The following is an 18,640-nucleotide window of genomic DNA, read 5'->3' as shown; positions in this document are numbered from 1 at the left end:
TTTGATTTGGTTTGCGCTTATATCATAAAGGGGAAATCCTTTTTTGTCCAGTCAAAAGTCTCACCTAATGGGTGAAAATCAAAAACTTCCAGAAACCATGATGTATCAGCGATTCTGGAAGTTTTTTTAGTTATGTATGAATAATTTGGGTTAATTGCAGTTGTAATTTATTTTTCGATTTCTATTTGGATTTTTTTAATAAAAAATAATGAAATTTACAATTAGAGAGTAGTAAATAGATGTTTTTAGAGCTTTGTAAATTACATAGGTATTAAAAATCTAAAATTTTGAGCACGGAGAAAATAAGTAAATGATGGACAAAGTCTCTAGACGGCTGTATTCTAGAGGCTTTTTCTTATATAAAGGAGTATAATAGAAATAAGGAAAACGCTTGGAACGAAGGGAGCTGTGTTTAGCCAAGTTAGCTCAGAATCTAGTCGTAGTCAAATAGGTTTTTATTGCTTAGAGTGTCTAGTTCCTGAAAATTACAGACTTTGCCAAAGTGAATCCACTATCGATGTCTCATTTATCTATGATATAGTTAAAAATTATTATAGTTCAAGAGTTGGTCACTCCTTATTAGATTCCGTTATGTTGATAAAAATATTGATGTATTCAAATTCTTTTTAGTATTTGCTCTATGCGTCAAACTTATAAAGGAGCTCGAAGTTAATAACGTTTATAGATGTTTCTTGGTTTAAAGTTGGAAGGTAAGGTTCCGTATTTTTTTATTAATGGAAACAACTATTGATGTATTGCTTTCTTTTATAATATGGATCTTAATTTTTAGGGGCTTATCTTTAGTAAGGAATGTATTTATAGTTGTTTTTTGGGGGAGGTGCATAATATGATTTCAAAAAAAGTAATCACAATCTTTATCATGCTATTTTTTATTTTATTTGTTGTAATTCTTCGACATTTATTACAGGTAAAAAATGAAATAATTGTTCTTTCTTCTATGATTTTCGGGCTCTTAATTATATTCTTTTCAAAAATATATCACCAATTACGCTGATTTTATTTAATTTTTAAGTTTAGAAATGATATTTAGAGTATACGTCTCATTTAAAATTCATACCGTTGATTTCAATTCTATTGATGATATTAAATCTATTCAAGATTGCTATGGATTTGAAGGCGATTATATTTGATATGGATGGTGTGATTGTGGATACTGAATATTATGATTTTCAGTTACAAAAAAACTTTATAGAGAAAAGTAATCCTGATATCAGAATTGAAGATGCTGAATTACTTCAAATAGTCGGAACATCGTATGGTCGTTTGTATGGACTACTACAAAAATTTATTGGAAAGCAGTTTACGCTAGAGGAAATCGAAAAGGTATGGCTTGGAAAGGCAACACCTATTTGGACAAATTTATAAATTCTTTTTCGTCAGACCTTAGTCTGACGTCCATAGGTGTCTGGTAATTGAGGCTACCATGAATCCTTTGGTGATTCCACCAATGAATGTAATCTCACGATTAAAGAGATCAATAATAATACAGGCATAAGCCCATCGTTTCTGGATACGAACATAGGTTAGATCGGAAACGATTACTTCCAGAGGATATCTATTACTGAATTCTCGATTAACTTTGTTTGGAATCGAGTTTTCATTTTTCTCTTTTGAATAGGGTTTGTAATGAGTTGTTTGATAAGCCGATATCAAATTGTATTTTTTCATAATTTGGCGTGCCTTGCGTCTAGACAAATGGATTTCTTCCTTGGCAAGTGCTTTCTTAATTTTTCTAGCTCCATAGACACATCGACTCTTTTTGAAAATTCTTTGAACAGATTCTTCAATCATTTCTTGATGCTTATCTGAGGAACATTCTTCCTGGGAGTCTTTAGCTTTGTAATAGTAGGTAGAACGTGAAATTCCTAATATGCGACACATGTCTGTCACGCTGTATTTGTCTTTGTTAGCAGTAATTACCGCTCTTTTTGTGCCATAATCACTGCCGCTTGCTTTAAAATATCTACCTCCATTTTCAAGCGCTGGTTTTCTTTTCGTAATTCCATTAGCTCTCGTTGCTCATCAGAAAGATTATCAATTGATTTAAAGGAGCCGGTTGTTTTAGGCTGTCTAATCCATTTATCAAAGGTTGAGGGAGTCAAATCATACTGTTCGATAATTTCACTGCGTCTTTTTCCTGCTCGATGAAGATCTACGATTTGTTGTTTAAATTCGTCACTGAAATGACGACGAGTACGCCTAGCCATAATATTCTCCTTTTGATTCAATTTTAGAGGAGTTTATAATTTCTGTCTAGTTAAGTGTAACCCATCCAGCTTTTAGCACAGAACACTACAAGAACTTAGATTATCAAAAATTATTTCGTAAAGATATAGAGCTTATTATCTAGTTTGCCAAAGCAAATAATATTAAGTTAGCTGTAGCTTCTTCATCAACGTATCAACATATTAGAGAAGTTTTAGAAAACTGTACTATTTTTCAAATTTTTGATGTTATTGAAAGTGGAGAAAATTTTAAGGAGAGTAAGCCCAATCCGGAAATTTATCATTATGTTTTGGAGAGGCTTTCATTATCTGCTGAAAATTGTATTGCTATTGAAGCTTCTACAACTGTAGAGATTCCTACGATCGGTTATTACGATTTCAGACTGCCACGTTTTAATGCCGAAGCTAATTGGAGAGTGGAAAATGTGAGACAGGTGTACGATATTATTACTAATTTATAAACAATTTAGTGATGCATCGAGGATTGGATTTTGTATAATGCAAAATCCAATTTTTTTGAAAGGTAGAAATGAATATCTTCGTCACAACGAGAAAAAGGCATCCTTGAATCATAAAGTTTTGAGTCAAACGGACATACGGCGGACAAAAGACACGTAGATACCAAAAAAAGAGGCTGGGCAAAAAGCCTTCGAAATAGAAAACAGCTTAGAATTACGTTATTAAAAACGTTGATTCTAAGCTGTTTTCTATTTATTCAAATTTCAAGCTAAGCCAGAAATTGCTAGTTTTTGCCCAGTCTCTTTTTCGTCTGTATTCAACTGCCCCCTGCAGGGATCGAACCTGCGACCCACGGATTAAGAGTCCGCTGCTCTGCCAGCTGAGCTAAGGAGGCAAAAAATAGCTGTATTGGTGCCGAAAATTCATGATTTGTATTGAACCCGCGCAAATAAGCAGGTGGGTGACATGCTCTAACTGAAGCTGCTTCCGTGTGGAACGGCCTGCACGCGGTTAGATGTCTTTGTCTCCCGGATGATACAAAAAATAGTCGGTCAACACTTAAGTATGAATTCGCACACCACAGCGTATCTTTATATCTATAATACCACTTTTTTTAAAAATGACAAGCGAAAAAGATAAAAAAATGAAAACGCTTATCTAATAAATCTGTCTTTAAAGATGTACCGTGTTCATCCTCTTTTTACGAGATTTTACAGGGGATTCCTCGTTAATTGTGAAAAGAACTGTGGGTAGGACTGTTAGGGCGTTTAGGTTTGCCTCTGGTGGTCGATCCAGTCTTTCCGAGCAGCTAGGGCTTGTTCATAGCGACCAGTTTGGTTGGGCTGATAGTAGGAGCGGTTGCGAAGTTGGGGTGGTAGATAGGGTTGGTCGACCCATTTGTCTGGATAGTCGTGAGGGTAGAGGTAAGTTTGTTTGGTTGTGTTTGTACGGACGCCGCTGCGGAGGTGGTCAGGGATGGGGAGTGAACCCAGCTTTTCAAGATCTGTTAATGCTTGGTTCATGGCCATATAGGCTGAGTTGGATTTGGGGGAGAGGGCTAAGTCGATGATGACGTTAGCAAGAAGGATACGGGCTTCGGGGAGACCGATACGTGTAGCTGCTTCAAGAGCGGTGACAGTATGCAGTTGAGCCTGTGGATTTGCTAGTCCAATATCTTCATAAGCAATGACCGTGAGGCGGCGGGCTAAACTGTCTAGATCACCGCCTTTAATTAGGCGAGCTCCGTAGTGTAGGCTGGCATCAACATCGCTGCCACGAATGGATTTTTGAAGGGCGGAGAGGAGGTCATAATGGGCATCACCGTCTTTGTCTAGTGTTAGATGGCTACTTTGGAGACATTCTTGGAGGATTTCCAAGTCCAGTTGAACTTGTCCATCATCATCTTTGGGGGTGGAGAGGGCAGCTAGTTCAAGGGTGTTGTAGGCGGCACGAAGGTCGCCATTACTGGCTTGGCTAAGGAAGGTGAGGGCCTCAGAGGTGAGGTGGACGGGAAAGTCGAAGCCGCGCTTAGAATCCTTGATAGCTGCTTGAATACCGACCTTCATTTCATCTGTGGTGAGGGGTTTGAGTTCGAAGATTTGTAGACGAGAACGGATAGCAGGGTTGATGGAGTAGTAGGGATTTTCTGTTGTGGCTCCGATAATCGTGAGTTGACCGCTTTCGAGTAAGGGAAGAAAGAAATCTTGTTTGTCCTTATTGAGACGATGGATTTCATCGAGTAGGAGAACGAGACTACCAGAAAATCGAGCTTCTTCAGCGATCTCTTTCATCCGTTGTTTGGTATCGGTTGTGGCATTGAAGGTTCGAAAAACTTGACCAGTACTTCCAGCGAGAGCGCTGGCAATGCTTGTTTTTCCGATTCCTGGTGGGCCATAAAGGATCATGGAGAAGAGTTTGCCCGCATCGACCATGCGGCGTAGAACTTTACCGGGACCGACCAAGTGTGCTTGTCCAACGATCTGCTCCAGATTTTGGGGTCGCATCCTTAGGGCTAGATTTTGGTGCATCCGTTTCTTCCTCCTTCAATCTTGTGGTAGAATAATAAGAACTATTATAGCACATGAAAGGAGGTCCACCCTATGGCCAAATATGGATTTATCGAGGTATTAGAGCAGGAGATGGACAAAATTTTTCCATTCGATTACGAGATTCAGTGGGATAAGAAAAACCATGCTGTCCAACTATCTTTCTTGTTAGAGATTGCCAATCAGGAACAAGTGGCTTTATTGGACGAGGAGGATCAGGTTTTTGCAGAGGAATTGTTGTTGGAGGAGGCGCTTTTATTTGTGAATCCTGCCAAGTCTCGGTATGAGGAGAGGGATTATTTGACGGTTATTCCCTATGACCCCAAGGTTGGGTTTTCCCGCGAGTTCCTAGCTTACTTTGTGCAATTTTTGTCAGATTTAGCCCAAGATGGCTTGGACGCTATTTTTGATTTTTTACAGGATGAAGAAGCAGAGGACTTTGAATTGGAGTGGAATCACGTAGCATTTGAACGTGGTTTGGAGGAAATAGAAGAGGGAAGAACCTATCCCTATCCGCGTTATTAGGAGGAAAAAAGATGTGGCAAGAATTAGCGGTCGTGGTGAATCGTGAGGGTGAAGAATGGATGAGCGACCTATTGATTGGGTTCGGCGCCCAAGGGGTGGCGATTGAGGATAGCCAAGAGTTTCAGCGACCAGAAGATGGTTTTGGCGAACTGTTGCCCCAGGTGGCTTTGTTACCGACAATTACGATTCGGGCCTATTATCCAGAGCAGGTCGATTTAGGAGTTTTGAAGCAGGAACTAGCAGCTGCGATTCAAGCAGCTGAGGTTTCCTTTGATAAGTCTGGTATTCAGATTGCATCGCAGACACTTGAAGAAGAGGATTGGGCAGAGAATTGGAAGAAGTACTATGAACCTGCTCGAATCAGTCAGCAATTGACGATTCTACCATCTTGGACTGAAGATTATGAAGCGAGCCCAGGAGAAAAACTTTTGCGGTTGGACCCAGGAATGGCGTTTGGAACAGGAACGCATCCAACAACTAAATTGAGTTTGTACGCGTTGGAGCAAGTTCTCCGTGGCGGGGAGCGGGTCTTGGACGTCGGAACGGGAAGTGGAGTCTTGTCGATTGCGGCAGTTCAGCTAGGAGCAGAGCGGGTGTTTGCTTATGATTTGGATGAAGTTGCAGTTAAGGTGGCACAAGAGAACATTGATTTAAATCCAGGTTCTGAGCGGATTCAGGTGGCAGTAGGAAACCTCTTGGTGGGGGTTGAGGAGCGAGCTCAGGTTATTGTTGCGAATATTTTAGCCGATATTTTGGTCTTATTAACGGAGGATGCTTACCGTTTGTTGGAAGATGAGGGGTATCTCATTATGAGCGGTATTATCGCAGATAAGTGGCAGCTTGTTCGAGATGCAGCAGAAGCTGCTGGTTTTTACCTAGAACGCCAAATGATTGAAGGAGAGTGGAATGCGGCTGTCTTTAAGAAGACCCAAAATCCAGAAGGTGTTATTGGAGGCTAGCATGCAACAATATTTTGTTCAAGATTCAGTTTCAAATCCCTATCAAGTAACAAATAAGGAGCTGCTCAAACATTTATTCTCTGTTCTTCGGCTTCAAGAAGGAGAACGTTTGATCCTGGTCTTTCATGATGGGGAAAAATGGCAAGCTCGGTTGACGAACAAAGAAGCTGCTCTGTTTGATTTAGAGGAGCGTGTGGTGTCAAATCAAGAATTGCCGGTTCAAGTAACACTAGCTTGTGCTTATCCCAAGGGGGATAAGCTCGACTTAGTGGCTCAAAAAGCGACTGAGCTAGGTGTCCATCAAATCTGGGGTTTCCCTGGTCAATGGTCGGTTGTCAAATGGGATGCGAAAAAACGAACTAAGCGGCAAGATAAACTGCGAAAAATTGTTTTAGGGGCAGCGGAGCAAAGCAAGAGAGACTTACTTCCTCAGGTGGAGCTATTGGCTGACCAGGCGGAACTTTTGCAACGAATGGACCAATTTGACCATGTCTTGGTGGCTTATGAAGAAGAAGCTAAGGCCGGTGAAAAGAGCCGTTTCGCACAGGTACTGAGTCAGTTGACAGAAGGTCAGAAAATACTGATACTTGTTGGTCCAGAGGGAGGTATTAGTCCTCAAGAGGTTACCTCCTATCAAGAACATGGTGCCCAGTTGGTTGGTTTAGGCCCTCGGATTCTTCGAGCAGAAACAGCTCCCCTTTATCTACTGAGTGCTATTAGCTATCAGTTGGAACTTTCTTCCCACAAAAATGTGTAGAGAAGAGGGGCTTGTTGGTTCCCTGATAAGAGGTTGGGACTTTGAACCAGCCTCTTTTTTTGGTGTGAGTGTCGGAATCCCTGAAAGAGTATGGTATAATGAGAATATTGATAAAATTGGGGGAGTTGTCTCTTTGAACTGTCCTGATTGAATAGAACAAGTGAATGGAAAAGGAAAGTAGGAGCGAGAAGATGCGGACTTTGTTAATAGGGAATACATCTTATGTAACGGAGAGCTTTATTCAAGAGAGTTTCCCTCAGGGATCGGTCTTCATTTTTGGAGAATCCCAGCTAGAAGGGGGACAAGAAAAGAATTTGACAGTGGTCAAACCAGGGCAGAGTCCCTTTAGTTTGACGGAGATTGTGGAGGCCTATGACTTCCAACAAGTGGTCTTTTTCTCTGACCACCTAACTTATAAAAATCCAAGTGCACAGTCTCTCGCTTCCTTACGGGAATTATTGGAATCCTTGGCGGCTGGTAAGGTTTCGGTTATGAAGTTCTTGTATCTAACAGGGCCCAAAGTTGAGTCGAGTCTTCCGGGATTGATGGATTTGGAAACTGAATTGTTAGAATCTTGGCGAGGGCAGCCGTATAAAATCTTGCAACTGCCCTACCTCTTTTCAAATTGGAATCAGGAACCTTATTTTGCGAAGGTTTTAGGACAAGCACAGGTTCATGGTCGTTTAGAATTTACGGAACGGGAAGATCAAGTTGCTCCCTTCACAACCTTGGAGTCTCTTGCTTCCCTCGTTTATCGGATTCTTGATAGTTGGGATGGTCAATTTGAGACCTTGTCTTGGTTCCCAAACTCGCAAGCAACCTTTGGAGATTTGGCAGACTTTTTATTGAAAGAAGAAAGTTTGGCTGGATTAGAGCGTCATTTCCGAGGTCAAGATCAAGAGTTCTATTCAGAGACAGTAGGGCCTCGTCTAACCGAGCGTTACCAGTGGTCTGAGCCGGCTAGTATTTTAGACTTGCTTCCCTTAGTTGGTGAAGTTAGAGTGGAGGAGAAGGTTTGGCAACCACTGGATCAAGCCAAGTCTCCTTGGGTGGACTATGCAGTCCTCTTCTTCGGAGCTCTGTTGGCTCAGGGTCTACAACTCTTAGTGACTCATGAATTCTTCGCTTTGTCTCTCTCTTTCCCCCTTTTGTACTTAGTAGTCGTAGCCCAAGCGCGGGGAATTAAAAAGGGCTTCCTAGCTTTAGGCTTGGTTCTTGTCCTACAGCTGGCATTTGCTCAAGGACAGGCAGTGCCTCTGTTAACCTCAGCTGGTTTTTGGATTCAGGTTTTGGCCTATGTCTTAGCTACCTCTCTTGCGGGTTATTTACAAATGCAAAGTTTGGATCGGCAGGCGACTCTGCGGTCCGAACAAGCAGCACTTAAAGCTGAGCATCAAGCTTTGCAGGAAAATTACCGTCATGTGTTAGAAGATCGGCAATCTTTGCGCTATCAAATCTTGAGCGAGCGCGGTGGTTTTGGTTATTTTGCAACCCTTTTTAACCGTTTAGCCCAAGCTCCAGGAGATACGATTTTTGCGGAAGCCTTGAGTCAATTGGATACAAAAATTCAAGCGCAGAAGTTGGGGATTTACCGATTTGATCAAGGATTGGTGACAGCCCACTTGGTGGTTGGCAAGTCTGAAGGGATGCCTGATAAGATTGATCTATCTGCTCTTCCACGGGTGGCGACACGTATTCAAGAAGGTTCTTCTTGGGTTAATGTGGATCTTTTGGCGGGATACCCGGCCTATGCTGTCAGCATTAAACGTTCAGGACAGGTGGCCTATCTGCTCTGGATTGAGGGAGTGGATTTCCAACACATGAATTTACAGGAGTCACAACAAATTGAGTTCTTTGTCCAATTGTTGAGTTTCTTCTTGGAAAGAGAAGATGCACGAAAACGCTTGGGACAGCTAAAAGAGGAGGGTTAGTCTATGGAATGGACCTTTATGGGCCTGGTTTTGGTTCTTCATTTGGTCTGGGCTAGTTACCTGACCAGACAGTGTAAGCGGGGAGTGTTTTATTTTCCTGGTTACTATCTGCTTTTTGCTTTCCTATTGCCGATTTTTGGTCCCTTGCTTCTTTCCATTATCCATCTTAGTCAGCAAATTGAGTTAGATCCAAAATTGGTTGAGGAACCAGTTGAATGGGATGTGATGGAGCAAACCAAGGGCTTGGATTTGGATCCGCATCAAAGCCTGGTTCTACCTTTGGAGACAGCTCTTCTATTGGAAGACGGTCAGGTAGCTCGAAGCTTGTTGTTAGACTTACCTTTAAGTAAGGCAAAGGAGAACTTGGAATTGCTTTTCATGGCACGGAAACACCGAGATCCGGAGATTGTTCACTATGCGGCTAGTGTGATTGCGAGTTTGCAAGAGGACTATGAGCGGGATATTCGAAATCTGCGGAAGTCTTATGAAGAAGCACCGCATGAACCTGCTCGGCTCAAAGCCTATCAGCAGGTTTTGGAAGCTTACTTGGCAACAGATTTATTGGAAGGACAGGCTCGTCGTGCGTATTTAATACAGGCTCGCCGTTTGGCTAGTGCGCAAGAAGAGCAGTCGAACAGTTTTAAAGGAAGTTTGCGCTTAGCGCAGATTAACCTGGATCTAAAAGATTATGAAGCAGTCCAAGAGAGCCTCTATAGTCTCCTGTCGACTTGGTCGGACAAGGAAGAGGTCTGGATGTTGCTACTTCGTTATTATTATGAATTACATGATGCATGGAATTTTCGGAAGGCCTTGGCGTCTGCTCGAGAAGAAGGCATCTACATTACCCATGAGAATGAAGCGAATTTACGATTCTGGGAACAAGGTCTGGAAGGCAATCTCTAAGGTCTTCAAGGCGAGTAAGAAGAAAGAAGGAGAAGAGTATGAAAATTGCCCTTATTTTTGAAGGTTCTTATCCCTATGTCCATGGGGGAGTTTCAACCTGGGCTCATGATTATATTCAATCCTTACCGGAGCACGAGTTTGTTATTTGGACGGTGCATCCAGGTGGTTCTATATCAGCTGAACCGGTTTATGAAATACCTAATAATGTTGTAGCTTTTCATGAAGTTTTCTTGGATCAAGCACCACAAATTTCTGGAGGATCTGCTTTGGCCTTGTCAGATATGGAAGTTTCTAGTCTGCAAGCCTTGATTCGTGGTGGGGAGCCATCTTGGTCACAACTTTTCAAGTCTGCTCAAGCAGGACGTCTGGATCCCGCTTGGTTGACTAGAAGTCCTGAGTTTATCTCTTGGGTGGAAGAAGCAGCTAAGGAATCTTACCCACTGGTACCTTTTACAGATTTTTACTATTCTCTGCAATCCATGCTAACACCGCTTTTGACGGTTCTTGGGTCTGAGATTCCGCAAGCGGATGCTTATCATACGATCTCAACAGGTTATGCAGGCGTGTTGGGGGCTATGGCTAGTTATCAAACGGGGAACCCTTTTTATGTGACGGAGCATGGAATCTATAGTCGGGAACGGGAAGAAGAAATTCTTAGTTCCAACTGGGTTCTCCATGCTATGAAGCAAGCTTGGATCACCTACTTTAATCGCTTGGCTCAAGCGGCTTATGATCAGGCTGATTGCATTACATCTTTGTTTGAGAATGCACGTACAACGCAAATAGCTTTGGGAGCTCCTGCTAGAAAGACTAAGGTGATTTCGAACGGGATTCATTATGAGCGCTTTAACGGGATTCCTTTAAAAGCTCCTGGAGATTGGGTGGATATTGGTGCGGTGATTCGTCTGGCACCGATTAAGGATGTTCTCAATTTGATTCGGGCTTTTGCAGACGTGAGTCAGGAACTTCCCTATGTTCGCCTGCATATTCTTGGAGATACAGTTGATTCCGACTATGCTCAACAATGTTACCAGTTGGTGAAAGATCTAGAGCTGAATCGAATTATCTTTGTAGGACGTGTTGATGTACGGGACTACATGAAACATTTGGATTTTACAGTTCTCTCGAGTTTGTCAGAGGGGCAGCCATTAGCTGTATTGGAATCGTTGGCAGCAGGTCGTCCTTGTATTACTACAGATGTCGGAGCCTGTCGGGAGCTTTTAGAGGGTGGTCCGTTTGATCAATTGGGACTAGCCGGTTATACAGTTCCACCGACGGATAGTCGGGCTTTGGGACAGGCGATGATTAAAATGGCTCTGTCTGAAGGAGCTCGCTGGCGTATGGGACAGGTTGGTCGACAACGAGTAGCTCGGAGCTATCAACACCAACACATGATGAAGAAATACCAGCAGATGTATGAAGGGAGGCTGAACTAGTGGCCGGAATCGGTTTTGAATTGCGAAAAATTTATGACGAACAGACTCCGCTTTCCAAGGAGAAGGCTTATGGCTATACTAGTCTGATTTATGTCGGTCCCTTTTTACTAGGCCTGTTCCTAGTTGGCTTGGTACAATTGTTGGCCCAGTTGACCTTGGTGGATGCGAGTAGTCGTACGCAGGTTTTGACAGAGATTACCTATGCTATGTTGGGTTCTCTAGGTATTCAGAGTTTCTTTTCTTACCTAGTTAGCCGCTATTTAGCTGATTGTCTTTATCAGGACCAGGAAGACAAGGTTCTTCCGTCTTTCTTTGCTTCCAGTGCCCTGCTCTTGATGGTGGGAATGTTGGTTTATGGCCTATTCCTTCTGTTTACAGGTTTGGGTCCCTGGGCTTATCTTTTGAATCTACTCTTATTTGGAGTTCTGACCTTAATTTGGAATGCTATCCAATATTTAACGGCTATCCAGGAATATCGCTCGATCAGTAAGGCTTTTGTATTAGCTGCAGGCATTCTTCTGGTCGTTGGTGGCTTAGCATCCTACCTTGGGTTGAATCAAGGTCTTCTGTTAGGGGCCTGTCTGGCTTATGGTTTTGTGCTAATTCGGATGGTTGGTCAGATTTTGTTGCACTATCCTAGCAATCACCGCCTGTCTTTTGATTTTTTACGAAGTGTCGATGGGTATGCGGATTTGGCACCTGTAGGACCATTGCTTTTCTTAGGACTTTATGGGCATGTGGTAATTGCCCTCTATAGTCCTCTTAGCCAGACGGTTTCCGGTTTTTTCCGCCAAGCCCCTAGTTATAATTTTGGTCTACTTTTAGCCTTTCTCCTAACCCTCTTTGCTTTGGTGACCTATGTTATTTCTGTCGAAGTTTTCTTTTATCCCCACTTCCATCGTTTTTTCCTTTTATATAATAAAAAAGGGAATTACCTTAGTCTGCAACAGGCTGAGCGCGATATGGTACGGGTATTACAGAGGGAACTGGGGTATCTCATTTGGAAACAGGTTATTGCGACTAGCTTACTCATGGTGGTGCTCAACCTCCTGCTTTTACCGCTGGAGTCACATTTCCCTGTAGGAAGTCTGTTCCTTTTGAATCAGCTCTTGTTGGGTTATGGAATTTACGGAATCGCGAATGCGTACCTGTTGACGATTCTCTATTTTGCGGATTATCGTGGTGCGAAGGTTCTTGCTCAAATTTTTGCAGTCTTTTCTGTGGGTCTAACAGCAGTCTTGGCCTGGCTAGCTCCGGCTTATCTGGCCTGTGGCTTTCTTGCGGCTAGCTTAGTTCTAGTTTTGCTGGCTCGTAGAAGATTGGCTCGCTTACAAGAACAAATGACCTATCATGTTCTAGGTCACTCGGCTCAAGTAGCCTTGAAATCCCCAAAAACCTATACACAGATAGCTCAAAGGCTAGAAGAAATTTTTGCTAAATTCGAATAAACAAGTAAGAGGCTGGGCAAAAAGCCTTCGAAATAGAAAACAGCTTAGAATTACGTTATTAAAAACGTTGATTCTAAGCTGTTTTCTATTTATTCAAATTTCAAGCTAAGCCAGAAATTGCTAGTTTTTGCCCAGTCTCTTTCCTATATTCAAAAGAGGAGAAGGTTAGCGCTCTGCTTCCCACTCGGCATAAAATTGCTCCAGATAGACCTCTAAAAATTGGTGCCGTCCCTGAGCCATTTTTTTGGCATGAGTAGTATTCATAAGATCTTTTAATTTGAGTAGTTTTTCATAGAAGTGCATGATTGCGGTATCTTGTCCATTACGGTATTCTTCTAAGTTTAGCTGTTCTCTAGGTTTGCGAGTGGGATCATGGATCGGTCTGCCGAAGTGACCAGAGTAGGCCATGGTTCTCGCAATTCCAATAGCACCAAGGGCATCCAAGCGATCAGCATCTTGGACAATTTGTCCTTCAAGGCTTAGGCTGACATGAGATTGAGTGCCTCCCTTGAAGGACATGTATTGGATAATGTGTAGGATATGCTCAGAGTCACTAGCTGAGACCCCGTTAGTTGTCAGCCAGTTTTGGACGATTTGGAGTCCAGCAGCCTCACTCTCATTAAATTTTGCATCTGCAATATCGTGAAGAAGGGCGGCAAGTTCACAAATAAAGAGGTCAGCACCCTCTTGTTTGGCAATAGTGATGGCATTCTGGGTGACTCGGTGGATATGCCACCAGTCGTGACCAGAGGATTCGCTTGCTAGTTCTTGAAAAACAAAGGTTCGAGCTTTTTCTAAAATAGTCTTTTTGTCAGTCATAGCTTTCCTTTCTTGCAAAGGCTCTCTGCTATCCGTGAATGGTAGTCGAGAACTGCAATCAGCACTCTCACTTGAATTGGCAACGGTAGAAGAGATCTTTAATCAGTATGGTTGCAACTAGTATAGCATGTTCTTGGCGTTTAAGGGAAGAATTGGCAGTAAAGGAGAAGGGATGTATCGGATTAAACGATGGGAGTATCAAGTCCTACAGAATCGCCCCTTGGTGGGTTATGCACCAGATCTTCGGCAGGTTGACACGGGAAGGACTAGTCTTCGTTTTTTATCTTTGAATTGGCGGGATTTAGAGCCGAAGGAAGGAGAATTTACATTTAGAGATTGGGAGCAGCGATTGGGCTTCTGTAAACTACGGCAGCAGGGCCAGCGTTTGGTTTTTCGGCTGATTTTGGACAACCCTAGTCGGAAGGAGAAGCCAGATCTGCCAGATTGGTTATTGGAGCGAGTACCTGCAAAATCTTATGTTGGTCCCTTTGGATCTGGGTTGGCACCTGATTATAACCATCCTTTTTTAGCACTAGCCTATCAGCGTTTGGTACTTGCTTTGGGACAAGCATGGGGGCAAGATGGTTTGCTTGCTTATGTGCAGTTAGGTGGTTTGGGTCACTGGGGTGAGTGGCATCAACTTGCTGGCTTGGGTCCCTTACCTCAAGGAGATTTTGCCCAGCGGTTTTATGTCGACCCCTGGCTAGCGACGTTTCAAAACTGTCGATTTTGCTTGCGGCGTGCTTTTAGCTGGTTGGATTGGGAGCAGGCTTATGCTTTCTATCATGATGAATTGGGGGATTTGGCTCAGACACGGGTCTGGCTAGACGAGTTAAGGTGGGGAGGTTTGTCTTTTGATGGGGCTCAGATGTATGGTTTGGGGGAGGTTGGTTTAGAGCGGGTGCTAGGGGGTGAGTGGTCTTCGAATTGTTTATGGTCTCCACCGGGGCGGGACTTACTAGCTCAGATGCGGAGTCTGGCCTTGTCTTTTTTGGGACCAGCCTTGCCCCAAAATCCAAAGACTTTTCAGGCGGTAGAGAGGTGTTTGGGCTACCAGCTGTGGTTATCCCAGGTCCGTTTTGTATCTAGTTTACTGGGGACTGGTTTGATTTTAACTTGGGAAAATAGGGGAGTAGCGGCTTTTCCTTTTGCTTGGCCAGTGTTTGTGAACTGGGAGACTTGGCAGGGAGATCGGGGGCGGCAGCTTTTGTCCTTGGACTTGCGGCGGTTGGCTGCGGGGCAGAGGAGTCGGTGTTTTACTTGGCTTACCAAGCCCTTGTTGGCTTACAAGTTCTTAAGTCTTAGCATTGAAGATCCTTTGAGTCAAAAGTCTTTTTGGATTTTTTCTCAAAAAGGGAAAAAGTGGGCTGGAGGCCTGCTTCTATAGGGTTGGAGTATTTCCATACCAAGGGAAAAATGGTAAAATAGGGGACAAGAACAAGGGGGAGCAGGATGTCAAAAGAAGCGAATTTAACAGGGGCTCAAGTTGTTGCCCTTACGAGAGAATATTTATCACCCGAAGATGTAGCCTTCGTTCAAAAAGCTTTGATCTATGCGATTGATCGTCATAGTGGTCAGTTTCGCAAGTCTGGGGAGCCGTATATTATTCATCCCATTCAGGTTGCGGGGATTCTAGCGAAATTAAAGTTGGATGCTGTTACAGTGGCTTGTGGTTTCTTGCATGATGTCGTAGAGGATACGGTGGTATCTTTGGATAGTCTTGAGCGAGAATTTTCCAAAGAAGTGCGGCTAATTGTAGATGGTGTGACGAAGCTTGGAAAGGTAACCTATAAATCGCACGAGGAACAGTTGGCAGAGAATCATCGCAAGATGTTGATGGCCATGTCTCAGGACATGCGGGTTATTTTGGTCAAGTTGGCTGACCGTCTACACAATATGCGGACTCTCAAGCATCTTCGCAAGGATAAACAAGAGCGAATTGCTCGTGAAACCATGGACATTTATGCTCCGTTGGCGCATCGTTTGGGGATTTCCAGTGTCAAATGGGAGTTGGAAGACTTGTCCTTCCGTTATTTGAATGAGGTTGAATTTTATAAGATTACTCATTTAATGAAAGAAAAAAGGCGGGAACGGGAAGCGCTCGTGGATGAAGTGGTTGCTAAAATTACTAAGTACACAGCCGAGCGGAATTTGGACGGCCAGATTTATGGGCGTCCTAAACATATCTATTCCATCTACCGCAAGATGCAGGATAAGAAAAAGCGTTTTGAGGAGATTTATGATTTGATCGCTATTCGCTGTATTTTAGAAACACCGAGCGAAGTTTATGCGATGTTGGGATATGTCCATGAATTGTGGCGACCAATGCCAGGGCGATTTAAGGATTATATTGCCAATCCGAAGGCCAATGGTTACCAGTCTATCCATACGACTGTCTACGGACCAAAAGGGCCGATTGAGTTTCAAATCCGGACCCAGGAAATGCATGAAGTTGCGGAATATGGGGTTGCCGCTCACTGGGCTTATAAAAAAGGTATCAAGGGTAAAGTAGACAGCAAGGAATCAGCGATCGGAATGAACTGGATTAGCGAGATGATGGACTTGCAGGAACAATCTGGAGATGCCAAGGAATTTGTGGACACGGTTAAACAAGATTTCCTAGCCGAAGAAATCTATGTCTTTACGCCAGATGGTGCGGTCCGTGCCTTACCGAAAGACTCGGTACCTATTGATTTTGCCTATGAAATTCATACTAAGGTTGGGGAAAAGGCTACTGGTGCTAAGGTTAATGGCCGTATGGTGCCACTAACCACCAAGCTTAAGACTGGTGATCAGGTGGAAATTATCACCTCTGCCAACTCTTTTGGTCCAAGTCGAGACTGGATTACAATTGTTAAAACGAGCAAAGCCCGTAATCGGATTCGTCAGTTCTTCAAGAATCAAGATAAGGCCTTGTCTATTGATAAGGGTCGAGAGCTTTTGGTGGAGCAATTCCAGCAGCATGATATGCAGGCGAACCAATTCTTGGATAAAAAGCACCTAGATGCCTACTTGGATAAATCCAGTTATAAGTCTGAGGAATCTCTTTATGCAGCTATTGGATTTGGGGAAGTTTCTGCGATCTCTGTCTTTAACCGCTTGACGGAGAAAGAACGTCGGGAAATTGAGCGAGAGAAGGCGCGTGCCCAAGCTGAAGAGCTCCTTCATGGTGGAGAGATCAAGAGTGATAAGCCGATCAACACCAAATCTAGGCAGGAAGAGGGTGTTTCTGTTAAGGGAGCTCCAGGTTTGCTGATTCGGATGGCCAAGTGTTGTAATCCAGTTCCAGGGGATACCATTGTTGGCTATATTACGAAGGGACGTGGAGTTGCTGTTCACCGTGAAGACTGTATGAACCTACGTTCGCAAGAAAACTATGAGCAAAGACTCTTAGAGGTTGAGTGGGAAGGTTCTGGCTCAGGTAATAAGGAATACACCGCGAATATCGATATTTATGGTCTCAATCGGACAGGTTTACTTAATGATGTCTTGCAGGTTCTTTCCAATTCAACTAAGAATATATCCATGTTTAATGCTCAACCATCGAAGGATATGAAATTTGCAACTATCCACGTTTCCTTCGGTATTTCGAGTTTGGCCAATCTCACAACAGTTGTAGACCGTATCAAGAATGTGCCAGATGTTTATTCTGTTAAAAGAACAAATGGATAGGAGCTATTTATGCGAGTTGTATTACAGCGAGTAAAGGAAGCTTCTGTTTCCATTGCCGGGGAAGTTCAAGGAGCCATTGGCTCAGGTTTTCTCCTGTTAGTCGGGATTGATCCTGATGATACTGCGGATGATCTAGCCTATATTTGCCGTAAGGTTGTCAATATGCGAATTTTTGCGGATGATCAAGGGAAAATGAATTTATCCATTCAGGATATTGGAGGAGAAATTTTGTCTGTCTCCCAATTTACTCTCTTTGCTCAAACTAAAAAAGGGAATCGGCCAGCTTTTACCGGAGCAGCTCAGCCGGATTTGGCTCGGGTTTTGTATGACGATTTTAATCAGCTTTTGGCAGATTTTGTTCCCGTTGAGACAGGTGTGTTTGCTGCAGATATGCAGGTGGCTTTGGTGAATGACGGGCCAGTGACGATTCTATTGGATAGTAAAAATCCTTAGGGGGTACGATGGAAAAAATAACGATAGCTCAATTAGGTGCTTTGCAGGATGAGAAAGAAATCGCCATTTTGGATGTTCGAGATCGGGAAGATTTTGCCCTTCGCCATTTTGCAGGCTCGCTCAATATTCCTGAATCGGAATTAGCAGACTCTCTAGATCAATTGGATGTCAATACGGTCTATCATGTGGTCTGCACCAAGGGTATTCGTGCTCAGAAGGCTAGTATTTTCTTAAACGAACAAGGTTATCAGGTTGTTCAGGTTGTAGATGGCTGGTCTAGTTATGAACCATAAAAAAATTCCTTCAAGTATTTCATGACTTGAAGGAATTTTTTTATTTTGGCGGACGAATACTGAAAGTCAGTAGGAAGAGGAGTCCGATAGCTGTGAATTGAATCCCCAAAAGCAGGGATAGGAGGGGTTCGCCAACCGGGAAACAGGAACCAATCAAAGCAAGGAAAAAAATGATACTGAGTAGGTTGGAACAGAATTTAATAAAAGCGATATTCATGAGTAATGATAAGACCTTTCTAGTTTGACGGTGTGTTAGTTTGGACTTATTATATCCCGAATCGAGCTTCTTGTGATTAGGATAGCCTGAAATGTAGAGGAAACAGCCTGAACGGTATGGTTTTGGTCCTTATACTCATTCAGAATCAAAATTAGCAGATATCCATTCTCTATGGACAATCGATCGTAAGCGAGTAGTTGATAAGCTTTGGATAACTTCTTGCAACTGATCAATGACGTCATTCAATGATTTAAATGCTTTGTTCTTAAATCCTAATTTCCGAATCTCTGCCCAAACTTGTTCAATCGGATTCATCTCTGGTGTATAAGGTGGAATAAATGTAAATTCAATATTGCTAGGAATATCCAATGTCTGTGATTTATGCCAAACCGCATTATCCATCACCAAAATAATATAGTCGTTAGGGTAAGCTTCTGACAGTTGTCGTAAAAATTCATTCATCCAAGCCGTATTACA

16 protein-coding genes, 1 tRNA gene, 1 other RNA gene and 2 pseudogenes are annotated in these 18,640 nt (G+C 42.9%); 13 read left to right on the top strand and 7 right to left on the bottom strand.

Annotated features, from left to right (window positions below; genetic code table 11):
* Positions 1-1,125: 1,125 nt before the first annotated feature.
* Positions 1,126-1,386, top strand: coding sequence for an HAD hydrolase-like protein (locus E4T71_RS10050; RefSeq protein WP_194181251.1), 261 nt, complete (start codon positions 1,126-1,128; stop codon positions 1,384-1,386).
* On the opposite strand, the gene E4T71_RS10550 is transcribed toward E4T71_RS10050, so the two are convergent.
* Both E4T71_RS10550 and E4T71_RS10225 read right to left on the bottom strand, forming a co-directional pair.
* Entirely contained in the window at positions 1,367-1,450 is an 84-nt protein-coding gene (locus E4T71_RS10550) for a hypothetical protein (protein WP_368773481.1), read from the bottom strand. The two genes, E4T71_RS10050 and E4T71_RS10550, sit on opposite strands and share 20 nt — an antisense overlap.
* Positions 1,451-1,476: 26 nt before the next feature.
* Positions 1,477-2,228, bottom strand: a pseudogene (locus E4T71_RS10225) (IS3 family transposase); the annotation flags it as partial.
* A 158-nt stretch (positions 2,229-2,386) separates the two neighbouring features.
* On the opposite strand from E4T71_RS10225, the pseudogene E4T71_RS05435 reads away from it, so the two are divergent.
* A pseudogene (locus E4T71_RS05435) lies at positions 2,387-2,707 on the top strand (HAD family hydrolase); the annotation flags it as partial.
* Between the two features lie 319 nt (positions 2,708-3,026).
* Here the strand turns inward: E4T71_RS05435 and E4T71_RS05430 are convergent.
* The 3 genes from E4T71_RS05430 to E4T71_RS05420 all read right to left on the bottom strand — a co-directional run bounded on the left by E4T71_RS05430 (position 3,027) and on the right by E4T71_RS05420 (position 4,732).
* Positions 3,027-3,099, bottom strand: a tRNA-Lys gene (locus E4T71_RS05430).
* A gap of 2 nt (positions 3,100-3,101) precedes the next feature.
* Positions 3,102-3,294: non-coding RNA, 6S RNA (gene ssrS / locus E4T71_RS05425), on the bottom strand.
* Between the two features lie 178 nt (positions 3,295-3,472).
* Positions 3,473-4,732, bottom strand: coding sequence for a replication-associated recombination protein A (locus tag E4T71_RS05420; protein ID WP_135037911.1), 1,260 nt, complete (start codon positions 4,730-4,732; stop codon positions 3,473-3,475).
* Positions 4,733-4,804: 72 nt separating this feature from the next.
* On the opposite strand from E4T71_RS05420, the gene E4T71_RS05415 reads away from it, so the two are divergent.
* The 7 genes from E4T71_RS05415 to pelG all read left to right on the top strand — a co-directional run bounded on the left by E4T71_RS05415 (position 4,805) and on the right by pelG (position 12,709).
* Positions 4,805-5,275, top strand: coding sequence for a DUF3013 family protein (locus E4T71_RS05415; RefSeq protein ID WP_135037909.1), 471 nt, complete (start codon positions 4,805-4,807; stop codon positions 5,273-5,275).
* A gap of 11 nt (positions 5,276-5,286) precedes the next feature.
* On the top strand, positions 5,287-6,234 hold the full coding sequence (gene prmA / locus E4T71_RS05410; protein WP_135037907.1) for a 50S ribosomal protein L11 methyltransferase: 948 nt from the start codon (positions 5,287-5,289) through the stop codon (positions 6,232-6,234).
* Between the two features lies 1 nt (position 6,235).
* Entirely contained in the window at positions 6,236-6,991 is a 756-nt protein-coding gene (locus tag E4T71_RS05405) for a 16S rRNA (uracil(1498)-N(3))-methyltransferase (protein ID WP_135037905.1), read from the top strand.
* Positions 6,992-7,182: 191 nt separating this feature from the next.
* On the top strand, positions 7,183-8,922 hold the full coding sequence (locus E4T71_RS05400; protein WP_135037903.1) for a hypothetical protein: 1,740 nt from the start codon (positions 7,183-7,185) through the stop codon (positions 8,920-8,922).
* Between the two features lie 3 nt (positions 8,923-8,925).
* Positions 8,926-9,825: a hypothetical protein gene (locus E4T71_RS05395; protein WP_135037901.1), complete on the top strand. Its 900-nt coding sequence runs from the start codon at positions 8,926-8,928 to the stop codon at positions 9,823-9,825.
* A 38-nt stretch (positions 9,826-9,863) separates the two neighbouring features.
* Positions 9,864-11,261, top strand: a complete 1,398-nt coding sequence (pelF, locus tag E4T71_RS05390; protein ID WP_135037899.1) for a GT4 family glycosyltransferase PelF — start codon at positions 9,864-9,866, stop codon at positions 11,259-11,261.
* Positions 11,261-12,709 (top strand): exopolysaccharide Pel transporter PelG, encoded by a 1,449-nt coding sequence (pelG, locus tag E4T71_RS05385; protein WP_135037897.1) that lies wholly within the window; start codon positions 11,261-11,263, stop codon positions 12,707-12,709. Before pelF ends, pelG begins: the two co-directional genes overlap by 1 nt.
* A gap of 165 nt (positions 12,710-12,874) precedes the next feature.
* Here the strand turns inward: pelG and E4T71_RS05380 are convergent, their stop codons facing one another.
* Positions 12,875-13,528: an HD domain-containing protein gene (locus tag E4T71_RS05380; RefSeq protein ID WP_135037895.1), complete on the bottom strand. Its 654-nt coding sequence runs from the start codon at positions 13,526-13,528 to the stop codon at positions 12,875-12,877.
* Positions 13,529-13,700: 172 nt separating this feature from the next.
* On the opposite strand from E4T71_RS05380, the gene E4T71_RS05375 reads away from it, so the two are divergent.
* From E4T71_RS05375 to E4T71_RS05360, 4 genes are all read left to right on the top strand, one after another.
* The gene (locus tag E4T71_RS05375) at positions 13,701-14,915 is read left to right on the top strand and encodes a hypothetical protein (RefSeq protein WP_135037893.1); all 1,215 of its coding nucleotides are present in this window, start codon (positions 13,701-13,703) and stop codon (positions 14,913-14,915) included.
* A gap of 65 nt (positions 14,916-14,980) precedes the next feature.
* Positions 14,981-17,200 (top strand): bifunctional (p)ppGpp synthetase/guanosine-3',5'-bis(diphosphate) 3'-pyrophosphohydrolase, encoded by a 2,220-nt coding sequence (locus E4T71_RS05370; protein WP_135037890.1) that lies wholly within the window; start codon positions 14,981-14,983, stop codon positions 17,198-17,200.
* Positions 17,201-17,209: 9 nt separating this feature from the next.
* Entirely contained in the window at positions 17,210-17,653 is a 444-nt protein-coding gene (dtd, locus tag E4T71_RS05365) for a D-aminoacyl-tRNA deacylase (protein ID WP_135037887.1), read from the top strand.
* Between the two features lie 8 nt (positions 17,654-17,661).
* Positions 17,662-17,946, top strand: coding sequence for a rhodanese-like domain-containing protein (locus E4T71_RS05360; RefSeq protein WP_135037884.1), 285 nt, complete (start codon positions 17,662-17,664; stop codon positions 17,944-17,946).
* Between the two features lie 352 nt (positions 17,947-18,298).
* Here E4T71_RS05360 and E4T71_RS05355 read toward each other — a convergent pair.
* Positions 18,299-18,640, bottom strand: a 342-nt coding sequence (locus E4T71_RS05355) for a transposase (RefSeq protein WP_194181234.1), incomplete at its 5' end; no start/stop codon positions are given.

The sequence above is a fragment of the Streptococcus sp. WM07 genome (assembly GCF_004570525.1).
GTDB lineage: Bacteria > Bacillota > Bacilli > Lactobacillales > Streptococcaceae > Streptococcus.
The sequence above is the reverse complement of the archived record's forward strand: the minus strand, read 5'-3'. Positions and strand labels throughout refer to the sequence as shown.